This is a genomic window from Gilliamella sp. B3172, from assembly GCF_026536465.1.
Taxonomy (GTDB): domain Bacteria; phylum Pseudomonadota; class Gammaproteobacteria; order Enterobacterales; family Orbaceae; genus Gilliamella.
In genome coordinates, this window is the sequence record NZ_JAFNOA010000009.1 from 1 (window position 1) to 23,126 (window position 23,126).

General features: G+C 38.9%; 23 protein-coding genes. 5 read left to right on the plus strand and 18 right to left on the minus strand.

Going from position 1 to position 23,126, the window contains the following annotated elements; translation table 11 throughout:
• The coding region (locus tag J3U37_RS09885) for a hypothetical protein (RefSeq protein WP_267374664.1) at positions 1 to 188 on the plus strand (188 nt) is incomplete at its 5' end.
• Here J3U37_RS09885 and murI read toward each other — a convergent pair.
• On the minus strand, positions 185 to 1,009 hold the full coding sequence (gene murI, locus J3U37_RS09890) for a glutamate racemase (protein ID WP_267374666.1): 825 nt from the start codon (positions 1,007 to 1,009) through the stop codon (positions 185 to 187). The two genes, J3U37_RS09885 and murI, sit on opposite strands and share 4 nt — an antisense overlap.
• Positions 1,010 to 1,190: 181 nt before the next feature.
• Between murI and metK the strand changes: the two genes are divergently transcribed.
• Genes metK through J3U37_RS09910 form a run of 4 tightly spaced genes read left to right on the plus strand, consistent with a single transcriptional unit; the run spans position 1,191 to position 4,297 of the window.
• Entirely contained in the window at positions 1,191 to 2,342 is a 1,152-nt protein-coding gene (metK, locus tag J3U37_RS09895) for a methionine adenosyltransferase (protein ID WP_220218183.1), read from the plus strand.
• On the plus strand, positions 2,326 to 2,829 hold the full coding sequence (locus J3U37_RS09900; protein WP_267328813.1) for a SprT family zinc-dependent metalloprotease: 504 nt from the start codon (positions 2,326 to 2,328) through the stop codon (positions 2,827 to 2,829). The genes metK and J3U37_RS09900 overlap by 17 nt, the downstream gene beginning before the upstream one ends.
• A gap of 14 nt (positions 2,830 to 2,843) precedes the next feature.
• Positions 2,844 to 3,461 carry a hypothetical protein gene (locus J3U37_RS09905; RefSeq protein WP_220218185.1) on the plus strand — a complete coding sequence of 206 codons (618 nt, stop codon included), beginning with the start codon at positions 2,844 to 2,846 and terminating at the stop codon, positions 3,459 to 3,461.
• Positions 3,455 to 4,297 (plus strand): 23S rRNA (adenine(2030)-N(6))-methyltransferase RlmJ, encoded by an 843-nt coding sequence (locus J3U37_RS09910; protein ID WP_220218186.1) that lies wholly within the window; start codon positions 3,455 to 3,457, stop codon positions 4,295 to 4,297. The genes J3U37_RS09905 and J3U37_RS09910 overlap by 7 nt, the downstream gene beginning before the upstream one ends.
• A 132-nt stretch (positions 4,298 to 4,429) precedes the next feature.
• On the opposite strand, the gene J3U37_RS09915 is transcribed toward J3U37_RS09910, so the two are convergent.
• From J3U37_RS09915 to J3U37_RS09995, 17 genes are all read right to left on the minus strand, one after another.
• A complete protein-coding gene (locus J3U37_RS09915; protein WP_255556147.1) occupies positions 4,430 to 4,798 on the minus strand; it encodes a diacylglycerol kinase in 369 nt (122 codons plus the stop codon).
• Positions 4,799 to 4,819: 21 nt separating this feature from the next.
• Positions 4,820 to 5,779, minus strand: coding sequence for an acetyl-CoA carboxylase carboxyl transferase subunit alpha (gene accA, locus J3U37_RS09920; RefSeq protein WP_267374668.1), 960 nt, complete (start codon positions 5,777 to 5,779; stop codon positions 4,820 to 4,822).
• Between the two features lie 248 nt (positions 5,780 to 6,027).
• On the minus strand, positions 6,028 to 9,507 hold the full coding sequence (gene dnaE, locus J3U37_RS09925) for a DNA polymerase III subunit alpha (protein ID WP_267374670.1): 3,480 nt from the start codon (positions 9,505 to 9,507) through the stop codon (positions 6,028 to 6,030).
• Positions 9,508 to 9,681: 174 nt separating this feature from the next.
• On the minus strand, positions 9,682 to 10,773 hold the full coding sequence (locus J3U37_RS09930) for a glycerol dehydrogenase (protein ID WP_267374672.1): 1,092 nt from the start codon (positions 10,771 to 10,773) through the stop codon (positions 9,682 to 9,684).
• Positions 10,774 to 11,017: 244 nt separating this feature from the next.
• Positions 11,018 to 12,262: a beta-ketoacyl-ACP synthase II gene (fabF, locus tag J3U37_RS09935; protein ID WP_255556148.1), complete on the minus strand. Its 1,245-nt coding sequence runs from the start codon at positions 12,260 to 12,262 to the stop codon at positions 11,018 to 11,020.
• Positions 12,263 to 12,419: 157 nt separating this feature from the next.
• Positions 12,420 to 12,653 (minus strand): acyl carrier protein, encoded by a 234-nt coding sequence (acpP, locus tag J3U37_RS09940; RefSeq protein ID WP_220218190.1) that lies wholly within the window; start codon positions 12,651 to 12,653, stop codon positions 12,420 to 12,422.
• A gap of 149 nt (positions 12,654 to 12,802) precedes the next feature.
• A complete protein-coding gene (gene fabG / locus J3U37_RS09945) occupies positions 12,803 to 13,537 on the minus strand; it encodes a 3-oxoacyl-ACP reductase FabG (RefSeq protein WP_220218191.1) in 735 nt (244 codons plus the stop codon).
• Between the two features lie 18 nt (positions 13,538 to 13,555).
• Positions 13,556 to 14,491 (minus strand): ACP S-malonyltransferase, encoded by a 936-nt coding sequence (fabD, locus tag J3U37_RS09950; RefSeq protein WP_267374675.1) that lies wholly within the window; start codon positions 14,489 to 14,491, stop codon positions 13,556 to 13,558.
• 35 nt (positions 14,492 to 14,526) lie between these two features.
• Positions 14,527 to 15,480 (minus strand): beta-ketoacyl-ACP synthase III, encoded by a 954-nt coding sequence (locus J3U37_RS09955; protein WP_220218193.1) that lies wholly within the window; start codon positions 15,478 to 15,480, stop codon positions 14,527 to 14,529.
• A gap of 4 nt (positions 15,481 to 15,484) precedes the next feature.
• Positions 15,485 to 16,531 carry a phosphate acyltransferase PlsX gene (gene plsX, locus J3U37_RS09960; RefSeq protein WP_267328807.1) on the minus strand — a complete coding sequence of 349 codons (1,047 nt, stop codon included), beginning with the start codon at positions 16,529 to 16,531 and terminating at the stop codon, positions 15,485 to 15,487.
• 33 nt (positions 16,532 to 16,564) lie between these two features.
• On the minus strand, positions 16,565 to 16,732 hold the full coding sequence (gene rpmF / locus J3U37_RS09965) for a 50S ribosomal protein L32 (protein ID WP_025316508.1): 168 nt from the start codon (positions 16,730 to 16,732) through the stop codon (positions 16,565 to 16,567).
• A gap of 4 nt (positions 16,733 to 16,736) precedes the next feature.
• The gene (yceD, locus tag J3U37_RS09970) at positions 16,737 to 17,246 is read right to left on the minus strand and encodes a 23S rRNA accumulation protein YceD (RefSeq protein ID WP_220218194.1); all 510 of its coding nucleotides are present in this window, start codon (positions 17,244 to 17,246) and stop codon (positions 16,737 to 16,739) included.
• A gap of 235 nt (positions 17,247 to 17,481) precedes the next feature.
• Positions 17,482 to 19,389, minus strand: a complete 1,908-nt coding sequence (locus J3U37_RS09975; RefSeq protein ID WP_416380006.1) for a BglG family transcription antiterminator — start codon at positions 19,387 to 19,389, stop codon at positions 17,482 to 17,484.
• A gap of 15 nt (positions 19,390 to 19,404) precedes the next feature.
• Positions 19,405 to 20,145, minus strand: coding sequence for a 2-dehydro-3-deoxy-phosphogluconate aldolase (gene dagF / locus J3U37_RS09980; RefSeq protein WP_267328804.1), 741 nt, complete (start codon positions 20,143 to 20,145; stop codon positions 19,405 to 19,407).
• On the minus strand, positions 20,145 to 21,284 hold the full coding sequence (locus J3U37_RS09985; protein WP_267374681.1) for a DgaE family pyridoxal phosphate-dependent ammonia lyase: 1,140 nt from the start codon (positions 21,282 to 21,284) through the stop codon (positions 20,145 to 20,147). The genes dagF and J3U37_RS09985 overlap by 1 nt, the downstream gene beginning before the upstream one ends.
• Positions 21,262 to 22,416 (minus strand): amidohydrolase/deacetylase family metallohydrolase, encoded by a 1,155-nt coding sequence (locus J3U37_RS09990; protein ID WP_267374683.1) that lies wholly within the window; start codon positions 22,414 to 22,416, stop codon positions 21,262 to 21,264. The genes J3U37_RS09985 and J3U37_RS09990 overlap by 23 nt, the downstream gene beginning before the upstream one ends.
• Positions 22,417 to 22,467: 51 nt before the next feature.
• A complete protein-coding gene (locus J3U37_RS09995; RefSeq protein WP_267374686.1) occupies positions 22,468 to 23,121 on the minus strand; it encodes a DUF4310 family protein in 654 nt (217 codons plus the stop codon).
• Positions 23,122 to 23,126: the final 5 nt, after the last annotated feature.

Consider the following 23,126-nt stretch of genomic DNA (forward strand, 5'->3'; position numbering starts at 1 on the left):
GGGCTGCGTATACTACGCTACACCTTTTTATTCGTCAAGATCTTTTTTTAAAAAATTTGATCTTGCTCACTAACCACTTTTCCCGTCTGCTTTCGCTGACGCCGTGTCAGTGGATGCGCATTATAGGCACTTCATTTTTTTTAGCAAGTAAAAATAACAAATTCTTTAACTGTTCGAATAAGGTTTAAACACCGACAGCTTTAATGCATTGATATTTATTAAGATTATATTCAGATAATTTTTGAGCTAACTTTTCAACATATTGGTTATGCGCTGTACTTAATATTAAGTTTTCTTTAGCAGGTGTTTTTGCTTGATGAACTTCATATTGATCTTTTAGCAAATTATAAACTCGTGAGGCAATAGCATTACCCGAATCAATAAATGTGGCATTAGGGAAAAGGTGTTTTAATTCTTCTTTTATAAAAGGGTAATGGGTACAACCTAGGACAATGGTGTCCGGGATCACTGGCAAGCATAACCATGGCTGTAACAATTCTTTCAGTTGTTGCATATCGACAGCAATGCCTTGCAATTTATTTTCTGCAATATGCGCCAACTCAGATAATCCCAATAACTCAACAGTGCAATCGGGTGCAAACTGTTGTATTAGATTGTTGGTGTAGGCTCGCTGTATTGTGGCTTTGGTTGCTAACAGTCCAATACATTTATTTTGAGTTATTTGACTTGCCGGTTTGATCGCCGGCACAACACCAACAATAGGAAAGCTGAATTTTTCCCGCAAGCTTGGTAAACAGATTGTGCTGGCTGTGTTGCAGGCAATAACGGCTAAATCGATAGTATGTGATTTGCTAATTGTATCAATCACCGCAATGACTCTATCAATAAGAAAGCTTGAGGATTTATCCCCATAAGGAAACATTTCATTATCAAATGCATAAATATAATGCACATTAGGCATTTTATTATGGATTTCGTTATAGACAGATAATCCGCCAACACCGGAATCAAACACCAATACTGTGGGAAGTTTTCTTACAATATTCATATTTCGCTAGCAATGATTGGAAAAGTTAAACGAGCACTATCGTAAATTGATTAGAAATTTATGCAAGTAATTTTGTTTAAGGTAATACTGGCTTTTTGGCTAATAAATTATTAAAATAGACGTCTAGATGGTAAAACTGCTAAATTTAAGCATTGCATTAAAAAAGTTAAAGAAGGTATATATGTCAGAATTTCTATTTACTTCAGAATCCGTTTCAGAAGGTCACCCAGATAAAATCGCCGATCAAATATCTGATGCTGTGCTTGATGCTATTTTAAAACAAGACCCTAAAGCGCGTGTTGCGTGTGAAACTTACGTCAAAACCGGTATGGCTTTAGTTGGCGGTGAAATTACTACTTCAGCATGGGTAGATATTGAAGAATTGACCCGAAAAACGATTTACGATATTGGTTATACCAGTTCAGATATGGGGTTTGATGCAAATTCTTGTGCGGTGTTAAATGCAATTGGTAAGCAGTCACCGGATATCAATCAAGGGGTTGATCGTCAAAATCCATTAGAACAAGGTGCCGGTGATCAGGGTATTATGTTTGGCTATGCTACTAATGAGATGCCAAATTTAATGCCGGCAGCCATTAGTTATGCTCACGATTTGATGCGTCGTCAAGCTCAAGTACGGAAAAACGGCACACTTCCTTGGTTAAGACCAGATGCCAAAAGTCAAGTTACCCTTATTTATCAAGACGGTAAAATTAAAGGTGTTGATACAATTGTATTATCAACTCAGCATTCAGAAGATATCGAACAAAACACATTACATGAAGCGGTAATGGAAGAAATTATTAAACCAACCTTACCAGCCGAGTGGTTAACAGCCAGAACAAAATATTTTATCAATCCTACCGGACGCTTTGTGATTGGTGGTCCAATGGGTGATTGTGGTTTAACCGGACGTAAAATTATTGTCGATACTTATGGTGGAGCAGCACGCCATGGCGGCGGTGCGTTTTCTGGTAAAGATCCGTCAAAAGTTGACCGTTCTGCTGCTTATGCTGCCCGTTATGTGGCTAAAAATATTGTTGCGGCGGGACTTGCTGATAGATGTGAATTACAAATTTCTTATGCTATTGGTATCGCACATCCAACATCGATTTATGTCAACACTTTTGGTACAGAAAAAGTTGCCCACGATAAGATCGTTGCTTTAATTGAAGAGTTTTTTGATTTAAGACCTTATGGATTAATTCAAATGCTTGATCTTATTAAGCCGATTTACCAACAAACCGCATCCTACGGCCATTTTGGACGAGATATTTTCCCTTGGGAAAAAACCGATAAAGCAGCACTACTACGCGATGCAGCAGGATTATAAGCGAATACCCATTCACTTACACAATCAGGTAATGGCTTGTTTAAGAATGCACTTAAAACAAGCCAATCAAGTATTAAATACCCAATATGGCGAGCCTAAAATTACTTATAAACCTAAAGGAAGTATTGCGGGCTGCGCCTATTTGGCGCGTTGGGAAATTCAACTTAATTCAAGAATGCTTATCGATAATGGCGCCGCCTTTATCGAAGAAGTCGTTCCCCACGAATTAGCACATCTGATTGTATTTAAACAGTATGGTAAAGTGAAGCCTCACGGAGTGCAGTGGCAATCGGTTATGTCTGAGATAATGGGAAAAGCACCGAAAACCACACATAATTTTGCCATTAAACGTGAAGATTACTTATATCATTGCCAATGTCAGGAACATCGTTTATCGAAAATCAGACATAATAAAATTAATCACAATAAGACTAGTTATGTTTGTCGTAAATGCGGTACTATACTTAAACTCAAAAACACCATTTAATATTGAAACATTCGATGCCTAAGTTTGATTTCCATTTTTATAAAAGCTCTATTTTCATTGTTGCACTTAGTGCTATTTTATATATTTTAGGTAATTTTCTTATTCCTCTTTATAACGGGCTTAGTGTCACTATTGTTGAGCATATCCAATCACTTTTTTTATTATTTATGTGTGGTTATACCTATCATTATGCAAAAAGTGTGAAAAACCATAAATCGCTTTATGAATTTTGGATCTGGACTATTTTTTGGTGGTTTATGCTTTTTGGTCGAGGTATTAGCTGGGGTCGTGACTTTTTCCCCGAGGTGCCCCGTTTCTACTATAAAATCATTGCTGGTATCGTAATGGGAATACCATTTTTAACTCTCTTTTTACCAACAATACGTCAAGAGATAGCTCGCCGTTATCAATATGAGCAAGTTCCAGTTTGGCATATCTTATTTGCGTTTCTCTTTTTAGGGATTGCCGATATTGCTGAACATCATCGAATTGGTCATCAATTGTTAGTTTTAAGTCACGAAAGAAAAGATCTTATTGAAGAGTTAATGGAAATCCCTTGTTTGCTTTGTTTAGCACTAACAACATTTTATATGCAAAAAAATGAGCAAAAGAGGTTAAATTCACCATGTTAAGTTATCGTCATAGTTATCATGCAGGTAATCATGCCGATGTGTTAAAACACATTGTGTTAACACTATGTATTGAATCATTAAAAGAGAAAGAAAAACCATTTTTATACTTAGATACCCATAGCGGAGCTGGCCGTTATTTGCTACAAAGTGAGCATGCCGAAAAAACCGGTGAATATCTTTCCGGTATAAATTTATTATGGCAACAAGCAACTGTTCCACAACCGCTCACCACGTATTTGCAGGTTTTAAAGCGCTATAATCCGTTTGACACGTTAAAATATTATCCAGGTTCACCTTTGATTGCCAAACAACTATTAAGAGAGCAAGATAAGCTTAATTTAACTGAGTTGCATCCAACAGATTACCCGCTGTTAAAACAGGAATTTAGTAAAGATAAACGAGCTAAAGTTTTACGAGAAGACGGGTTTGCACAACTTAAATCAAAGTTACCGCCTCCGTCCCGCCGAGGGATTATTTTGATCGACCCGTCTTATGAGATAAAAGAGGATTATCAAAAAATTCCGGCCGCGCTTTATGAAGCTTATAAACGTTTTGCAACAGGGATTTACTTAATTTGGTATCCGGTTGTTTCACGCACTCAAACGCAACGAATGATCGACGGAATTATTAAGCTAGGTATTAAACGAGTGTCTCAATTTGAGCTGGCGTTAAAACCAGATAATAATCAAAAAGGCATGACCGCGTCAGGGATGATAGTGATCAATCCGCCTTGGAAATTACATAATCAAATGGAAACAATTATGCCATGGTTACTTTCCGTTCTCGATACAGAAAAAACCGGAAACTTTGTTATTAAAGAGTTAGTTTCTGAGTGAGATTAAGATCGTATCCATTAAAAATGCGAGAACAATCTCGCATTTTTTATATTCGCTATCGCAACTATTTTGCTTAACTGATGCGCAATTTTTGTCAAAAACTTTCAGAAAATACCTACGTTTCAGTAGAATTTAGGGAAAATAGTGACAAGCAAACAGATAGATCCATAAGATGATTGTTAGCAATAAGGATAAGCAGACCGCCGCTGAACCGTAGTCCTTCGCTCGTCCGGATAATTCATGTCGCTCACTTCCAATTCTATCAACCACACATTCAATAGCACTGTTAATGAGCTCAACTATCATCACAAAGCCTATTGACCCAACTAGTAAGATTCGTTCGTAAATGGAAAAATCAATAAGCATTACTATAATGTAAGCAACAACCAACAAGATGAGTTCTTGTCGGAACGCTGCTTCATTTTTAATAGCTGATTTAAATCCTTTTAATGAGTATTTTGTCGCATTGATAATGCGTTGTAGTCCTGTTGATTTTTTCACAATAACTGTCCAAATTTAAAATTATCTTGCATAACCATAATTCATAAGGCGTTGAAATCTTCTTTCAAGTAGTGCCGGTAACTCCATACCTTCGAGCTCATCTAAATCATTAAGCAGTTGTGCTTTAAGTGATGCAGCAACGGCAGGATAATCTCGATGCGCTCCGCCTAGCGGTTCTGGAATGATTGAATCGATAAGATTTAACTTAATTAACTTATCAGCTGTCATATTCATGGCTTCAGCTGCAACCGGTGCTTTATCAGCACTTTTCCATAAAATTGACGCACACCCTTCCGGTGAAATAACAGAATAAGTACTATATTGTAGCATATTGACTTTATCCGCTACCCCGATAGCTAGCGCCCCGCCTGAGCCACCTTCACCGATAACGGTACAAATGGTCGGTACATTTAACCGTGACATTTCACGTAAATTACGTGCAATAGCTTCTGCCTGTCCACGCTCTTCTGCACCGATACCGGGATAAGCGCCCGGAGTATCAATAAAAGTAATAATAGGTAGTTTAAATCTTTCAGCTAATTGCATTAATCTTAATGCTTTACGATAGCCTTCTGGCGCTGGCATACCAAAATTACGGTAGATTTTTTGTTTAGTTTCACGACCTTTTTGATGACCAATAACCATTACCGGGCGCTCATCTATACGGGCAATACCCCCAACAATGGCTTTATCATCGGCATAAGCACGATCACCGGCTAACTCATCAAAATCGGTAAATATCTCTTGAATATAATCTAAGGTATAAGGTCTATTTGGATGTCTTGCTAATTGAGCAACATCCCAAGGCGATAAGCTTGCAAATATTTTTTTGGTTAACTCTCGGCTTTTTTGATTTAATTGTTTGATCTCTCTATCTAAATTGATATCTAATTCAACTTGTTGTGAATCAATGTTCTTTAAGGAATTAATTTTTGCTTCTAATTCCGCTATCGGCTTTTCAAATTCCAAAAAATTGTTCATAACGATTATGATTGCCTCTCGTTTATTTGTATTTTTTAAAAATACATTTTCTAATAAAGTATACTGACTATTTCTTAAAATAAAATTAAGCCAATTCTACTATGTAATACTCATTGAAGTCATCAACATTTAACTGTCAGCTCTTCAATTTACTCAACATTACACCATATTTAAATGGTGGTTGTTGCTTCATTTTTTCAATACCTGGACCATAAAACAGGCTCTTTAAAACACTCTTTTAAGGCGATTTATTCAAACTCAAATTCGATACGATCATTACCCAATAAAGTTTTAAGTTCTACAATGAGCGCATCTTCCGGTACAACTCGCCATGTGGTGCCAAATTGAATACGCACAACACAATCGTCACGATGATAATATAAGTTTACAGGTACACTACCATGGCGATATGGTTCAAACGTTTGTTGGATTCGTTGTAACATCGGGCGGTTTGCTTCACTTTCGGTTAAAGTCACAGCGAGACCTTTAACGTATTTCGCTCTGGCATCTTTTAAATCAACCATATCTCTGACCGACATTTTAAGTCCGCCATTGAAATCATCATGACTGACTTGTCCGGTGACAATGATGATTTTATCTTTGACTAACAGATGTCCAAATTTTTCTAAAGAGTCGGCAAAAAGCATGCCGTCAATACGGCCTGAGCGATCATCTAAGGTAAACAGACCAATTTTATTCCCTTTTTTGGTGATCCTAATTCGAGCATCAGCCACAATACCGGCAAAAGTTGCCATTTTGCCCCAACCGGTTGGCGAAGCTTCGCTAATACGCACGCCACCAGCATAACGATTAAGCTCTTTCAAATATTGGGTAACCGGATGGCCAGTCAAATACAGACCTAATGCCTCACGCTCACCATCAAGTAATACTTGGGCGGGTAATTCCGGCACAGCGGCATAAGCATGTTCGACTTGTTCTGGCTCTTCAGCCAGAACGCCAAACATATCTTCCTGACCAATATCTTGGGCTTTGCTATATTGATCAGCCGCTTGCATTGCATCGTTAATACTGTGCAGTATTGCGGCACGATGCGGTCCTAATTTATCAAACGCCCCCGCCATTGTCAGTTTTTCAAGTACACGACGATTAATCTTTTTCATATCTGTTCGTGCACAAAGTTCAAAAATATTTTTGAAATAACCACCACTGTTGCGTGCTTCGACAATGGCTTCAATCGGTCCTTCACCCACCCCTTTTATCGCGCCGATACCATAAACAATCTCACCTTTATCATTAACATGAAAATGATAAAGCCCACTGTTGATATCCGGTGGATTGACTTTTAGCCCCATTCGTAAACATTCATCGACTAAACCAACAATTTTATCGGTGTTATCCATATCAGCAGTCATTACTGCTGCCATAAACTCCGCCGGGAAATGGGTTTTTAGCCATAGTGTTTGGTAAGAAACCAGCGCATATGCCGCTGAGTGGGATTTATTAAAACCATAACCGGCAAATTTTTCTACTAAGTCAAAGATGCGCATGGAAAGTTCACCATTCACACCTTGTTTTTCTGCCCCTTCTTTAAATACCGATCGCTGTTTCGCCATCTCCTCGGGCTTTTTCTTACCCATTGCACGACGTAATAAATCAGCGCCACCTAATGTATAACCGGAAAGGGTTTGAGCAATTTGCATAACCTGTTCTTGGTATAAAATAATGCCATAGGTCGGCTCTAAAATAGGTTTTAGTGATTCGTGTTGATGATTTATATCCGGATATGAGACCTCTTCCCGTCCATGTTTACGGTCAATAAAGTTATCAACCATACCGGACTGCAAAGGACCGGGACGAAATAACGCAACTAACGCTATCATATCTTCGAAACAGTCGGGTTTAAGACGTCTGATTAAATCTTTCATCCCTCGCGATTCAAGTTGGAAGACTGCCGTTGTTTCTGCTTTTAACAATAAATCAAAAGAGGCTTGATCGTCTAACGCTATACGAGTGATATCTACCGGTGGTTTGCCTTCTCTTAATTGGCGCTGATTAATCATCTTAATTGCCCAATCAATAATGGTTAACGTTCGCAAACCTAAAAAGTCAAATTTAACTAAACCAGCATATTCAACATCATTTTTATCAAATTGGGTAACAGGATGATGACCTTCCGGATCACAATAAATTGGTGAGAAATCAGTAATTTTTGTCGGTGAAATCACCACCCCACCGGCATGCTTACCAGCATTGCGAGTCACCCCTTCTAACTGTCGTGCAATATCGATTAATGATTTGATCTCTTCATTGTTATCGTATAACTCTTGTAGTTGTGGTTCGACCTCAAACGCTTTTGCCAGTGTCATCCCCGGATCTAAAGGAATCAGTTTCGATATGCGGTCAACAAAACCGTACGGATGCCCTAGTACTCGCCCAACATCACGAATAACCGCTTTAGCCGCCATGGTACCGAAAGTAATAATTTGCGATACCGCCTCACGGCCATACATATCGGCCACATGATCGATAACCAAATCACGTTTTTCCATACAAAAGTCGACATCAAAGTCAGGCATGGAAACACGTTCCGGATTTAAAAATCGTTCGAAAAGCAAATCGAATGCAAGTGGATCTAAATCGGTAATTTTTAGCGCATAAGCAACCAATGAGCCAGCGCCGGATCCCCGACCAGGGCCAACCGGAATATCATTATCTTTTGACCACTGAATAAATTCCATGACGATTAAAAAGTAGCCCGGAAATCCCATTTGGTTGATAACATTTAATTCGGTTTCTAAGCGTTCATCGTATTCAGGTCGTTTTTGTTTTCTTACTTGCGGATCAGGAAACAAAAATTCAAGCCGCTCTTCTAACCCTTCCCGTGACTTATGCACCAGAAAATCTTCAGTGGACATATCACCGGTTGGAAATTGCGGTAAGAAGTACTCACCTAGTCGAATGGTGACATTACAGCGCTTGGCGATTTCAACACTGTTTTCCAGTGCTTCCGGAATATCTGAAAACAGTTCGCACATCTCTTGTTCAGAGCGTAGATATTGTTCAGGCGAATAGTTTTTGGGTCTATTAGGATCTTCAAGTGTATTACCGTCATGAATGGCGACACGAATTTCATGCGCTTCAAAGTCAGTTGATTTTAAAAACCGCACATCATTGCTCGCAACAACTGGCAAATCATGCTGCTCAGCTAGTTCAACGACAGTATGAATAAATAACTCTTCGTTAGCTCGATTCGTTCGAACTAATTCAAAATAGAAATGGTCACGGAATTTTTGTTGATAATAATCCATGGCATTATCAATGATTGCTTGATTATCACGGATAATGCCAATACCAATATCACTTTCTCGTCCAGCCAGAATAATTAAACCTTCTTTATGCGTGGTTAACCATTCTTGATCCACAACAGGCATATCATCAATATAACCTCGTTGATAAGCTTTTGATATCAACAAAGTGAGATTTTGATACCCCTCATTATTGGCTGCAAGTAACGTTAAACGATAAATATCATCTGACAATTGTGGGCTACGAATAGCTAAATCAGCACCAATAATTGGTTTGATCCCTTTTGACATTGCTGAGCCATAAAATTTTACAAGCCCACAAAGATTGGTAAAGTCAGTAATTGCAAAAGCCGGCATTTGCAACTTGCTCACTTCATTTACCAATGCACCGACTTTAGCAATGCCATCGACCATTGAAAAATCGCTATGTAAATGAAGATGAATAAACTTAGGTTCCGCCATATTTACCAGAAATAATTATGCTTAAAAAATTGTTTTGAATTATAACACAAGCAATATGAATATTCTTATTCTCTTTATCTTTTGCCAAGAACGGGGCAAAAGGGGATAAACTTAACTCCCATAATATATGGCTTACGGAAGTTAAGCGAAATTAGCATAAATTTTAAAAAACGTTTACTGACGGCGCAGCCCATACGCATTAGCCGCTTTTATTGCAGCGAAAACCGTATAAGGGGTGACTTCTGACAATGAGTTGTGAATTGATTCATCTTCAGCGCAAGCCAGCTCAGCAACTTTCATTAAATCTTCATCAGTCACGTTGGCTAAACCAATTTGTGCCAGTGTGGTAGGTAATCCAACAGATTGACAAAATGCGTAAACTGTCTCAATCATATCAGGTTCACTATCAATTAACATCAACATTGCAAGTGTCCCAAACGCCACTTTTTCACCGTGCCAATACTCATGGGTTGCTTCTAATGCGGTAAAACCGTTATGAATAGCATGGGCAGCCGATAGCCCACCACTTTCAAAGCCCAGCCCAGACAAGAGCGTGTTAGCTTCAATAACATGTTCAAGTGCAGGGGTAACCACTTTTTGTTCGCAAGCTATTTTAGCTTGAACACCATATTGAAGGAGTATATCAAAACAGAATTTGGCGAGTTGGAATGCCGAAATTGGCCCCGGCCTGCCGGTCATATTTGGGGCTTTTGATTGCCGGCAATCCTCTGCTTCAAACCACGTTGCCAGCGCATCTCCCATGCCGGCTACTAAAAATCTAGCTGGCGCCTTAGCAATAACCTTTGAATCAACCAAGACTAAATCAGGATTACGTGGCAACATGAAATATCGTTTAAATTCGCCGTTCGGCGTATAGATAACAGATAATGCACTACATGGCGCATCAGTAGAGGCAAGCGTTGGCACCACAACACAAGGATAATTCAACTCCGCAGCCACCGCTTTTGCGGTATCGATAGCTTTTCCGCCACCGATGCCAACAATCACATCAATTCCATTTTCTTCAACTAAAGCTGAAATTCGAGCTATCTCTTCATCACAACATTCACGATTAAATATATCAATGACAAATTTGATATTACCGTCTAAAGATTTTTCAATTGTTGTAGATAGATTTTTATGTGCCGATGGGCTTTGCAGTAATAATGCTTTTTTGCCTAATCTGGCTAACTCTTGACCTAAACAATGTTCAATTGCATTGTCACCTTGGATATAACGATTCGGAAAAAGTGCAGTTGTGATCATAATAACAGCTCCCAACAAAGGTAAATAAATATCTGTTTATCAATAAAGCAATTATCTTTAGGTAATGGCGAAAGATAGTAATGCTCTATGATTCATTACAACATACGCTTTTATTATTGATAATCCACAGGATTTTTAAAAAAATGAGGGATATGCCACATTTTATAAGTATATTTTTTCAGAATTGATAGAAAATAGGAAAGGATTCCCGTCACCTAGCTGGGACGGGAAAATAGTAGCTGTCTTAAACTTTTTTAAATAGTACTGAACCGTTAGTGCCACCAAAACCAAATGAATTGCAAAGCGCATATTCAAGATTTTTAACTTGGCGAGCTGTGTGCGGTACATAATCAAGATCGCATCCTTCATCAGGATTGTCTAAATTAATTGTCGGTGGAACAGCCTGATCACGTAAAGCAAGTACAGTAAAGATTGATTCAACGGCACCGGCTGCACCTAATAGATGCCCGATCATCGATTTAGTTGAACTCACCATTACTTTGTTAGCGTTTTCTTTGAAAACACTTTTTACTGCTTGAGTTTCAGCTTTATCACCAGCAGGTGTTGAAGTACCGTGCGCATTAATATAACCGACTTGTTCCGGCGTAATACCTGCATCACGTATCGCACATTTCATGGCTAAAGCTGCACCACTTCCATCTTCCGGAGGTGAAGTCATATGATAAGCATCGCCACTCATACCAAAACCGACAATTTCAGCATAAATTTTTGCACCACGTTTTTTCGCATGTTCATACTCTTCTAAGAACATGATCCCTGCACCGTCACCAAGAACAAAACCGTCACGGTCTTTATCCCACGGGCGACTTGCGCCTTTTGGATTGTCATTATTAGTCGATAATGCACGAGCTGCACCAAAACCGCCAATACCGAGTGGTGTACTGGCTTTTTCACCGCCACCGGCTAACATTCCGTCAGCATCACCATAGGCTATCATTCGGGCAGCATGACCAATATTATGAACACCGGAAGAACAAGCTGTTGCAATGGTAATACTTGGTCCTTTTAATCCATAAATGATAGATAAGTGACCAGCGATCATATTAACAATCGTTGAAGGGACAAAGAACGGGCTAATCTTACGTGGACCGCCATTAATTAGCGCACTGTGATTTTCTTCAATTAACCCAAGACCGCCAATACCGGAACCAATGGCACAACCAATACGTTCTGAATTTTCTTCCGTTATTTCAATGCCGGCATCTTGCATTGCTTGCATACCAGCAGCAATACCATATTGGATAAAATAATCCATTTTACGGGCATCTTTGCGTGTAATATTATAATCTTCGCCGTTAAAGTTTTTAACCATCGCTGCGAAGCGTGTGGCAAATGGGGCTGTATCAAAGTGTTCGATGAGCTCAACTCCACTTTGACCTGCTAGTAACGCTTGCCAAGTGGATTCAACTGTATTACCTACTGGAGATATCATGCCCATTCCAGTAACAACAACTCTGCGTTTAGACACATTGTCCTCCAGAAAAGGATTGAAATGAAATTTGAATCATTAAAAGTTTACGTTAAGTTTCACGCTTACTTTATGCCTAATTCGCTATGCGAAAAAATGTAGGCATAAAATAAACTAGGCGATCATGTGACCGCCTATTGTGAACATTCTGCTAACCCTATTGATTTGCAGTAATATAATCAATTGCTGATTGAACAGTTGTGATTTTTTCAGCATCTTCATCAGGAATTTCAGTATCAAATTCTTCTTCTAAAGCCATAACTAGTTCAACGTTATCAAGAGAGTCAGCGCCAAGATCTTCAATAAAAGAAGATTCATTTCTTACTTCTTCCTCTTTTACACCAAGTTGCTCAACAATAATTTTCTTAACTCGCTCTTCGATAGTGCTCATACTCTTTTTTTCCTATAAATATCGCCAAAAGCGGCGGTGAATGTAAGTTTATAAAATGTTGAAAAAGATGCAAATCATTTTTCAACCCAATTGTTTGTTTTTTGTTCAAAACCTCAAAATATGGGGTTATTTTACACTATTCTAATCAATTACACCATATACATGCCGCCATTGACATGTAAAGTTTCGCCAGTTATATAGCTAGCTTCGTCTGACGCTAAAAATGCCACAGCATTAGCAATTTCAACAGGTTCACCTAAACGACCAGCCGGAACTTGAGCTAATGTTTGTGCTTTTTGTTCATCAGTTAATGCTTCAGTCATATCCGTTGCGATAAAGCCCGGTGCAACAACATTAACGGTAATGCCACGAGAAGCAACTTCACGAGCTAATGATTTACTAAAACCAATTAGACCGGCTTTTGCAGCAGCATAATTGGCTTGACCGGCATTACCCATAGTACCGACAACAGATCCAATCGTGATAATTCGGCCATAACGTTTTTTCATCATGGTGCGCATTAATGCTTTAGATAAGCGGAAAACAGACGTTAAATTAGTATCTAAAATATCTTGCCACTCGTCTTGTTTCATTCGCATTAACAAATTATCACGAGTGATCCCTGCATTATTGACTAAAATGTCAATATCACCAAATTCAGTTTTAATTGCTTGGATAACTGATTCAATTGATGCTTCATCAGTCACATTTAATGCAAAACCTTTACCATGTGAGCCTAAATATTGGCTGATAGCCTCAGCACCTTTTTCTGTTGTTGCTGTACCAATCACTGTTGCACCACAAGCGACTAACTTTTCTGCAATGGCTTTACCAATTCCGCGACTGGCACCTGTCACTAAAGCAATTTTTCCTGATAGGTTCATAGCTACCTCTTTTATCTTCTATTTTGTATTTTCAATTGCAGCATCTAATGATGCTTTATCATTAACAGCACACGCTGATAGTGAATCAACAATACGTTTAGTTAATCCAGTTAATACTTTACCCGGTCCCATTTCAACTAAAAGTGTCACGCCTTGTTTTGCCATCATTTCAACTGTTTCCGTCCAACGTACCGGGCTGTAAAGTTGGGCAATTAACGCTGCTTTAATCTGCTCTGCAGAACTTCCCACTTTAACATCTACATTGTTAATTACCGCAAATTTTGGTGCATTAAACGTAATGTTTTGCAATGCTGTGGCTAATTTATCAGCTGCCGGTTTCATTAAAGCACAATGTGACGGTACGCTAACCGCTAGAGGTAAGGCTCGTTTTGCACCGGCTTGTTTACATAATGCGCCCGCCCGTTCAACCGCTTCTTTATTGCCAGCGATAACCACTTGCCCAGGTGAATTAAAATTAACTGGCGCAACGATTTGACCTTCAGCCGCTTGCTCACAAGCTTTGCTGATTGATTCATTATCTAAACCAATGATGGCATACATAGCACCTGTACCTGCTGGCACAGCTTCTTGCATCAATTTTCCACGTAACTCAACTAATTCGATTGCATCTTTAAAATCAATCACGCCAGCACAAACTAAGGCTGAATATTCACCTAAACTGTGACCGGCCATAAATTCCGGTTGAGCGCCATTAACGCTTTGCCATACACGATATATTGCAACCGACGAAGCAAGTAACGCAGGTTGCGTTTGCCATGTCTTATTTAATTCTTCAGCCGGGCCGTCTTGAACAAGTGCCCATAGATCATAGCCTAATACTTCTGATGCTTCATCAAAAGTTGCTTTTACAATAGGGTAATTGTCCGCAAGATCTTTTAACATACCCACAGATTGTGAGCCTTGTCCTGGAAATACCATTGCAAATTTGGTCATTTTTAAAATCCTTGATTACTCAAAATAATTTGTATTTAAAATCTAACGAGCGCAGAGCCCCAAACAAAGCCGCCACCGAAAGCCTCTAATAAGATTAGTTGACCTCGTTTAATACGTCCGTCCCGCACCCCGGCATCTAAAGCACAAGGTACTGATGCAGCAGAAGTATTGCCTTGTTTATCAAGCGTAACAATCACTTTGCTCATGTCCATATCTAGACGTTTTGCGGTTGCCGAAATAATTCTTAGGTTAGCTTGGTGTGGTACCAGCCAATCTAAATCTGCTTTATTAAAGGCATTTTCAGTCAATAGCTCATCAACTAAGTTAGACAGCTCTTTAACGGCAATTTTGAACACTTCATTACCATGCATTGTCATATAAACAGGGTCATTCATATCACGGCGATCAACATACGGATATTTTAACAAATCGCCATAACGACCGTCGGCATGCAAATGTGAAGCAATAATACCGGGTTCTTGTGATGCACCAACCACAACTGCGCCGGCGCCGTCACCGAATATAATAATCGTGCCACGGTCTTTTGGATCAACACCCCGTGTCAACATATCTGAACCCACCACTAATGCATATTTAATGGCGCCACTTTTAATGTATTTATCAGCAATATCAAGTGCATAGACAAAGCCCGAGCAAGCGGCTGATACATCAAATGCAATCACGTCACCAATTTCAAGTTTAGCCTGCAATTCAGTTGCGGCGCTAGGGAAAGCATTGACTGAAGTCGCTGTTGCAACAATAATCATACCAATATCGTTTTTATCGATATCAGCCATATCAATAGCATTGATTGCAGCTTGATAAGCCATGGTGGTGACAGTTTCATCGGGTGCGGCAATACGCCTTTCTTTGATGCCGGTACGGGTTGTAATCCATTCATCACTGGTATCAACCATTTTTTCAAGATCGGCATTTGTTCTAATCTGTTTTGGAAGATAACTTCCTGTTCCTAATATCTTTGTATACATCTAATTATTCGCTCTTAGGTAGTGCAGAAGAAAGGCTGATTGCAATCTTCTCAGGTATATTCGTCTGTATAGCCAAAATAGCTTGTTCAATTGCTGCAAAAAAAGATTTTTGATTAGCACTACCGTGACTTTTAATCACAATACTTCGAAGACCAAGCAAACAGGCTCCATTATATCGTCCGGGATCTAAATAACCAAAATTTTTTGCGATCTTTCTTTGTAACCACTTGCTTAATAACTTCATGATAAAAGAGCTGTGACCAAATGATAATTTGCAAGAAGACATAAAAATTTTAATTAAGCCTTCAACCGTTTTTAACGTCACATTCCCCACAAAGCCGTCACAAACCAGAACATCAGTTTTACCGGTTAAAAGCTCGTTACCTTCCAAGTAACCGATATAGTTAATTTGATTATTTGATTTTAAAATGGACGCAGCTGCACGGATTTTATCCAAACCTTTAATGTCTTCTTCACCAATATTGAGTAGTGCTACCCGTGGATTTTCAATGTTAAGTACTGTTTTTGCTAAGATTTCGCCCATTATGGCAAATTGCACCAACATATCACTATCACACTCAGCATTTGCACCTAAATCCAGTACCACCGTATTTTGATTATTTAAGGCAGGAATGGTAGCAACCAATGCCGGGCGATCAATGCCGGTTAAGGAGTGTAATAAGAGTTTAGATAGCCCCATTAATGCCCCTGTATTACCAGCACTCACGCATGCTTGCGCTTGATTATCTTTCACCAGTTCAAGTGCAATTCTCATTGAAGAGCCTTCACTGTGGCGAATAGCATAAGATGGTTTCATATCATTAGCGATAACTGCGGTGGATTTAACCAAAGTTAATCGTCCTTCATCTTGATATTGGGCAATTAATTTTGAATTTTCTTTGGACAAAAGAAGACCGATTTCTGTTAGATCACCTACCAGAAATAGAGAAAGATTTGGATAACGATTTAATGCTTGTATTGCAGCAGGAACAACAACACGAGGACCGAAGTCCCCGCTCATAGCATCTAACGCAATGGTTAGATTATCCAAAATGTCACCTGAGGATTTCTAATTACTGAGTAATTATTTAGAAATCACTTTACGACCACGATAATAACCATCAGCGGTTACGTGATGACGTAAATGTGTTTTACCTGATTCATCAACTGAGATATTAGCAACAGTTAATGCATCATGAGAACGACGCATACCACGTTTTGCACGAGTTTTACGATTCTGTTGAACAGCCATGGATTTACCCCTTATTCTTTAAACTAACTAAAATTGCAAATGGATTTGGTTTTTCATTCTCAGCTGGAATTTCACCAAATACCATATCTGCCTCTGACACTTCGCAGTGTTTACTATCATGTACCGGCGCAATAGGTAATGAGAGAATAATTTCGTCCTCAAGTAACGCTAATATATCTACTTCACCAAACTCGTTCATAAGAACAGGTTCATAATGTTCCGGTAATGTCTCTGCTTGAGCATCGCTCTTAACAGGACTAAATTTATTCATCACATGAACTTCTGTGATAAAAGGCTTAAAACAACGTTGACAAATCTGTTCTAACGTTATTTTTGCATCAATTGTGATAACGCAAAGTTTTTGTTCATCATAACCAAAAGATAAACGACATTCGATATCACTTTTTGGACTCTCCAAGCGCGTTATAGCTTGCATTGGATAATATCCAACGTAATCAAGCCGTTTTTGTGCCGCTTTGATAGGGTCAATTGTTAATGGTAATTTATTTTGCATAAGATATGCATACTACCTTAAAATTTTGTTTAGTGCAGCTAAAATCTGCACAATGCCGTAAGGCGCGCATCTTACCTTTAAATCAAGATTTCGTCAATGGGCATCGATAATATAATTTGTTTTAGTTGTTGATTATTACCTTAATATTTACTTTTTTGCGACTATTTTGCGCTTGCCAAGAACTTTCAGAAAATATATACGTTTAAGTATAAAACTTTTTAAATTTGCCTATTTATTATGATAATCGCCCAAAACTATCTTTTACAATTGCCGTAAAATCGTCAAAGTTTTGACTATCTAGCAAGCGCTTAGTCGCTTTCTCTTTTACAAAGTTAACAAATAGATTATAAATGCGCATCGCATCTTCATACTCATCTTTGCTGATCGCCAATAAAAAAATGACATGCGCTACCTCATTTTTATTCCAGACAATGCCTTGTGGCGCCAAAATCGTTGTGACAACGGTTTTTCTGGCCAGTAATCCTACTGAGTGAGGTATGGCGATGTTTTCTCCCAATAGAGTTGAAACAATTTTTTCACGTTCAACAACCGACGGATAAAAATCGCTATCAACATACCCTTGTTGAACTAATTTTGCGCAGACTTGGTTAAACAGTGTTTTTTGTGTCATTGGCTCATCGATAATAAAAAAGAATTTTTCATCGAAAAATCGCTCTATAATATAAGGCATAGTGCGATCGATCATCGCCAACCGCCCGAGCTGTTCAAGTTGGTAAGCCGTTGGGAAAGGCGCAATTTTAACAATCGGTTTATCTTTTTCGGTCAAACGAACGGTGGATACAACGAAGTCTTCTTCTACCTTTGTCAGTTGCTCATATGCACGATATGAAAGCGTGCGACTAATTTGAATATGGGGAAAATCCCGCTTAATTTTTGATTCAATCATCCGTAAAGTGGCATTACCAAGCTCGCTGACCAGCAAAATTTGCGCAAATCGCGCATGCCCGGCACTGTAATTACGCTCTAAAGCCACGCCAATATGTACCGCTAGATAACTTATTTCATCTTCGGTCATTTTTGCTTGAGTATAGTTTTTAGTATTTGCCAATGCTGAAAGCGTAATATCATAAGCAAAAGGATAATACTGTTTAATTTCATCCAATAAGGGATTGGTCGCTCTTATTTGATACTGTATCCTTGATAACATTGAGGAGATATGAATAAGGAGATCTTGCCGTAACTTGTTATCCTCCCGTAAATTATAGTGATAACAATCATTGATATAAGACAAGATATGTTCAACCAGTGCTAAACTTTTGGCTTGATTGGGTGATTCGGTCATGGTGCGCGAAATAATTTGAACACACAGATAATTAAACTCCGCTTCACCGAGTGGGTTGCCTAAAAAATGGGAGAACTCTTCTGATATTTCTCTGGCTGCGCCAATCACGGTTGAATCAATCTTATCGACCTGATATTCAATTAACTCATGCATTTGTGTGATACGAGTTATCGATACCGCACAACTATAGAGTAAATAGCTCTGACCTTCCGCCGTTAACTTTAATTCAAAACGCTCAAACTGATTTTGTAACACTTTTTCCAGATAGTTTAAATCAATATCATTTAAAATTATTTGTTTAAGCCTTTCAACAGTGATGAGGTCTTGCGCCAAATGGCGTTGCCATATAATGTCGGTTAAACATGCACGTATTGATGACTCATCGCCAACCAGACGCAATCCGTAATACGGGCGATTTTCGAGTGATAGATTATACTTATCTAAATACTGTTTTACTTCAAGAATATCATTTTGTAACGTGCTGCGGCTTAAAAACCATTTATCTGCAATATCATCCAATTTTACTGAGTGAGGTTGAGTTAAAAAGGCAATAAGCAGGGCTGAAAATCTTTCTTTACTGGTGCGTGGTAGTTGTTTTGTTGAAGGCACTATCGGCAGCGTTGCATAACAAACAGGATCTGATACAACAAGTTGATAACCCAGATTTTTGGTGTACTGAATTTGAGCACCATAGTTAGCTAATATATCATTAAGCGCTGCAATATCGGTTCGAATAGTACGCGTTGATACCGAAAAACGATTCGCTAACTCTTTTTGAGGTAGCGTCTCATTTTTTATCGTATCAAACAAATAGACTAATCGTTGATAAGAAAACATCATGTTAGATGTCATCACCTATCCTACTAATTTTTGCGTCATCGCCAACAGTTGTTTGACATCATCGGTACGGGTGGCACCTGTGGTTTTGTCGATAATTGCGCTATAAATATGCGGGATGATTTTTTTCACGCCGGCATTTAATGCTATTTTCATGATCGCTTCATAATTGTTTAAGTCAATACCGCCGGTTGGTTCAAGATAGAAATTGTGTTCAGCACAACATTTTGCCACATATTCAAATTCATCCTGATGCTTTAAGCCTCCCATAGGAAAATATTTAATTGAACTTCCGCCCATATCTTTTAATAAAGCAATCGCTGTTTCAACCGGCACAATTGCCGCTGGTGAGTGGCAGCTTAATGGGCCGGTTGCGATATTCACCAGCCCGACTTGACCGGTTGGCGACACTAAACCATTAATCACGGTCTGCTGTTGACCTAATAATGCTCGACTCGTTGCCACACCTGTAAACACTTGATTTACATGTTGTGGCTGTAGCGCCGCTGATAGTTGTGAAACCATGGTTGATTGGTTAGGATCACCGGCACCAAGGCCGATAGAAATCGCGTTATCGATAGCTTTGGCATATTGTTTCATATCATCGATCGCTGATTGGTTATCTTTATAGTTTTTAGATAAGATACCAACTACTACATGCGTTTGTGCTGCTTCATAAATAGCTTTGGCATTGTCAATTGAATTAGCCAACACATTCAAACAAACTCGGTCATGATAATAATTCGGCATTAGCTTCATTATTCTACTCCTTGAATAATATTTTTAATTTTGTGGTAAATCGTATCGAGTTGCGCGGATGTTACACTTCTTACATCAGCATCAACTTTGCCTTCATTGGCTTTGTATTGTCTGAAATAGACGGCAATATCACCTTGTTTCATTAAATCAACCATTTCAATTGCTGTTTTGCCTATCACTTTAGCATCAAAAGCGATTTCGGCTCTGGCAATATCCCGGCCGGCACTATCCCAAACCACTTTGGCCGATATTCCATTAAGCGCATTGAGTTTTTCAATAAAAGGCTGCATTTTGCTAACCATTTGTTGGCCGGTTTCATGTTTGGGGTCGTTAATATAAAGCTCAATGGCTCGAGTTAAGCCCAAAATACCTTCTTTACCCACTTTCATTGGTCGGCCGATGCCTTCTGACTGACGCTTTAACCATTCGATAGCTTGATGCCGACCAATGGCCAATCCACTAGTTGGCCCCTCAATTGCTTTAGCTCCGCTATAAATCACAATATCAGCGCCTTGCTGATAATAGGTCACTAAATCTTCCTCAGCTGCGGCATCAACAATTAAAGGGATCTGATATTTTTGGGCTACAGCTGCCGCCTGCGCAACTGACAGCATACTTTTTTGGACGCAGTGATGTGATTTAACATATAAAATAGCAGCAGTATTAACATTAATCAGTGAGGCAATATGGTCAGCATCACACTCATTAGCATAACCGGCTTCAACGACCACTCCCCCACCTAATGCAACCATGGTGCCAATCGGTGCACCAAAATTAACGTTATGCCCTTTTGCTACAATGATTTCACGAGGAACATTTTTAATCGATGAATGTAAATTAAATAACAGATCACGATCATCTTTCACAATCAAACCGGCAACAGCCTGTGCAATACCGGCAGACGCACAAGATACCACAACTGCATTTTCAACATTGAGTAAACGTGCAATATATTGCCCTGTTTTATCAATCAAATCTTTCATTTCAAAATATTCATTTAATCCTTGCGAGACAGTTTCGACCACTTCCGGCCTTGGTGTTGAAACACCCAATATTGTCATACGTCCTGAAGCATTAATCACTTTTTTTAAGTGATATTGACCATAAATATCTTTTTTAGCTGGAGATTCTAAGCTCATTTTTACTACCTTCTTGCGTGATTTGTATATGTATATCATCTTTTGCAACATCAGCAACAATGGAAGCTAACGGAACAAACTGTTCTTGACTTTGTCGTACCTCACCATGTGCATCTGATAATGAGGTTGGTTGCTGTTTAATATCAAAAATAGTTAAATCAGCATCATAACCCACAGCGATAAGACCTTTATTTTTGAGATGTAAGATCTGCGCTGGATTTACCGTTACACTATCAATAATTCGTTTTTTACTGTAATTTAGCGCGATAAATTTGGTCATAATATTTGCCAAACTCAATACCGGGCCATGTAAGCGATTTTTCGCATAGATATCTGAACTTATGGTATTAGGGTAAACACCTAAACATTTTGCCCGCTCAGCAACGGAAAAACTAAAACTTTCACCACCATGACCAATATCTAAAATCACGCCACTTTTAATAGCGGATTTCATCGAATCCCGTAAATTATTGTTCTTATCAAGGATTTGATTAGGCTTGCCATTAAAACAGTGAGTAATAATGTCACCTTCCGTCAATAAATCGGCGATCTCATCCAGATCCGGTGGATTGTTGCCAATATGAATCATCAACGGTAAACCACATTTTTTTTGGATCTTTTTGGCTTTAATTAAAGGCTCAATACCATTTTCACCCACCACACTCCGGCTCATCCTTACTTTGATTCCGACCACAAAATCAGGATATTTTATTAATGCTTGTTCAAATAAAAGCGCATCAATATTATCCATATTGGCAAGTTCACTTTGCGTTATTAAGCCGATTTTGGATATATTCAAAAATGAGTAAACATGGGTATGTGCTTGTCTGGCTAATTGATAAAATTTAGCCACATCAAGCGCACCGACACTCCCGGCATCAACGACCGATGTCACGCCGGCTTTTATACCAATTACATCAGGTTCGTCATAATATATAGGTGAATGCGCAAAGCAATGCGTATGTAAATCGATCCAACCGGCACTGATATAGTGTTTATTGCGTAGATCCAACACCCGTTTCGATCGAGCTAAAATCGAATTTGCAATCTCAGCAATTTGACCTTGTTCTATAGCGATATCGACACACGTCTCATCAATGAGTTTGGCATTTTTTATTATTAAATCATACATACGTTGTTCCAAATCCGCTGTAATTTAACCAACGACAGCGGAGAGTTAACATTAGACAATAGGAAATATTCCACCAAAAATCATCGCACCTAAAATTGCGCCACCAGTAATTGGCTTTTTCCAAATATAGAAAATGAGTGCGCCTAGTAAAGACCCTATGCCAATTGGAATAGAAGCAGCCATTGCAGATAAAATAATCATTGGTCCTAAAAAACGCCCCGAAGCATTACCCGCCCCCATCATGACATCAGCGCCAAAAGTTGAACCACCAGTGCTGTTAATGGTGAATTTTCGGATCAAAATGATAACTAAACCAATTAAGGCGCCTAACACGAAGCCAGTTACTAAAGCGATAAAGAAGTTTTCAATGGGTAGTGTATAACCACCGGCCAATAATAAGGCGGGTACGCCAAGCCCAATACCGGTTTGTAAAGCGCCACCGATATCGAGTATGCCAACTAAAGAGCCTTCAATCACACGAGCAAATAAAAAACTTGCCCCAAATGCGGCCACTGCACCATAATCCCCGGTGCTCATACCCGATTTGAGCATGGCAACAAAGGCAATTTCGTTAAAAGCGCCGATACCATAAACATAAAAGGTATGTGTCCCGGCAAAAATTCCGGCGGATAATAATCCACAAAGAATAGGAAACGACCAATCGGCATACCAGAAACTTTTATTTAGTGCTGTTTGTGTATTCATAATCA

Coding starts and splice junctions, on each gene's coding strand:
- accA (WP_267374668.1), bottom strand. CDS start 5,779: ATGAACAATTTTTTGGAATTTGAAAAGCCGATAGCGGAATTAGAAGCA.
- acpP (WP_220218190.1), bottom strand. CDS start 12,653: ATGAGCACTATCGAAGAGCGAGTTAAGAAAATTATTGTTGAGCAACTT.
- J3U37_RS09930 (WP_267374672.1), bottom strand. CDS start 10,773: ATGATCACAACTGCACTTTTTCCGAATCGTTATATCCAAGGTGACAAT.
- fabG (WP_220218191.1), bottom strand. CDS start 13,537: ATGAACCTATCAGGAAAAATTGCTTTAGTGACAGGTGCCAGTCGCGGA.
- J3U37_RS09990 (WP_267374683.1), bottom strand. CDS start 22,416: ATGTATGATTTAATAATAAAAAATGCCAAACTCATTGATGAGACGTGT.
- dagF (WP_267328804.1), bottom strand. CDS start 20,145: ATGAAGCTAATGCCGAATTATTATCATGACCGAGTTTGTTTGAATGTG.
- J3U37_RS09910 (WP_220218186.1), top strand. CDS start 3,455: ATGTTAAGTTATCGTCATAGTTATCATGCAGGTAATCATGCCGATGTG.
- J3U37_RS09995 (WP_267374686.1), bottom strand. CDS start 23,121: ATGAATACACAAACAGCACTAAATAAAAGTTTCTGGTATGCCGATTGG.
- J3U37_RS09955 (WP_220218193.1), bottom strand. CDS start 15,480: ATGTATACAAAGATATTAGGAACAGGAAGTTATCTTCCAAAACAGATT.
- dnaE (WP_267374670.1), bottom strand. CDS start 9,507: ATGGCGGAACCTAAGTTTATTCATCTTCATTTACATAGCGATTTTTCA.
- J3U37_RS09975 (WP_416380006.1), bottom strand. CDS start 19,389: ATGATGTTTTCTTATCAACGATTAGTCTATTTGTTTGATACGATAAAA.
- yceD (WP_220218194.1), bottom strand. CDS start 17,246: ATGCAAAATAAATTACCATTAACAATTGACCCTATCAAAGCGGCACAA.
- J3U37_RS09985 (WP_267374681.1), bottom strand. CDS start 21,284: ATGAGCTTAGAATCTCCAGCTAAAAAAGATATTTATGGTCAATATCAC.
- metK (WP_220218183.1), top strand. CDS start 1,191: ATGTCAGAATTTCTATTTACTTCAGAATCCGTTTCAGAAGGTCACCCA.
- fabD (WP_267374675.1), bottom strand. CDS start 14,491: ATGACCAAATTTGCAATGGTATTTCCAGGACAAGGCTCACAATCTGTG.
- rpmF (WP_025316508.1), bottom strand. CDS start 16,732: ATGGCTGTTCAACAGAATCGTAAAACTCGTGCAAAACGTGGTATGCGT.
- murI (WP_267374666.1), bottom strand. CDS start 1,009: ATGAATATTGTAAGAAAACTTCCCACAGTATTGGTGTTTGATTCCGGT.
- J3U37_RS09900 (WP_267328813.1), top strand. CDS start 2,326: ATGCAGCAGGATTATAAGCGAATACCCATTCACTTACACAATCAGGTA.
- J3U37_RS09905 (WP_220218185.1), top strand. CDS start 2,844: ATGCCTAAGTTTGATTTCCATTTTTATAAAAGCTCTATTTTCATTGTT.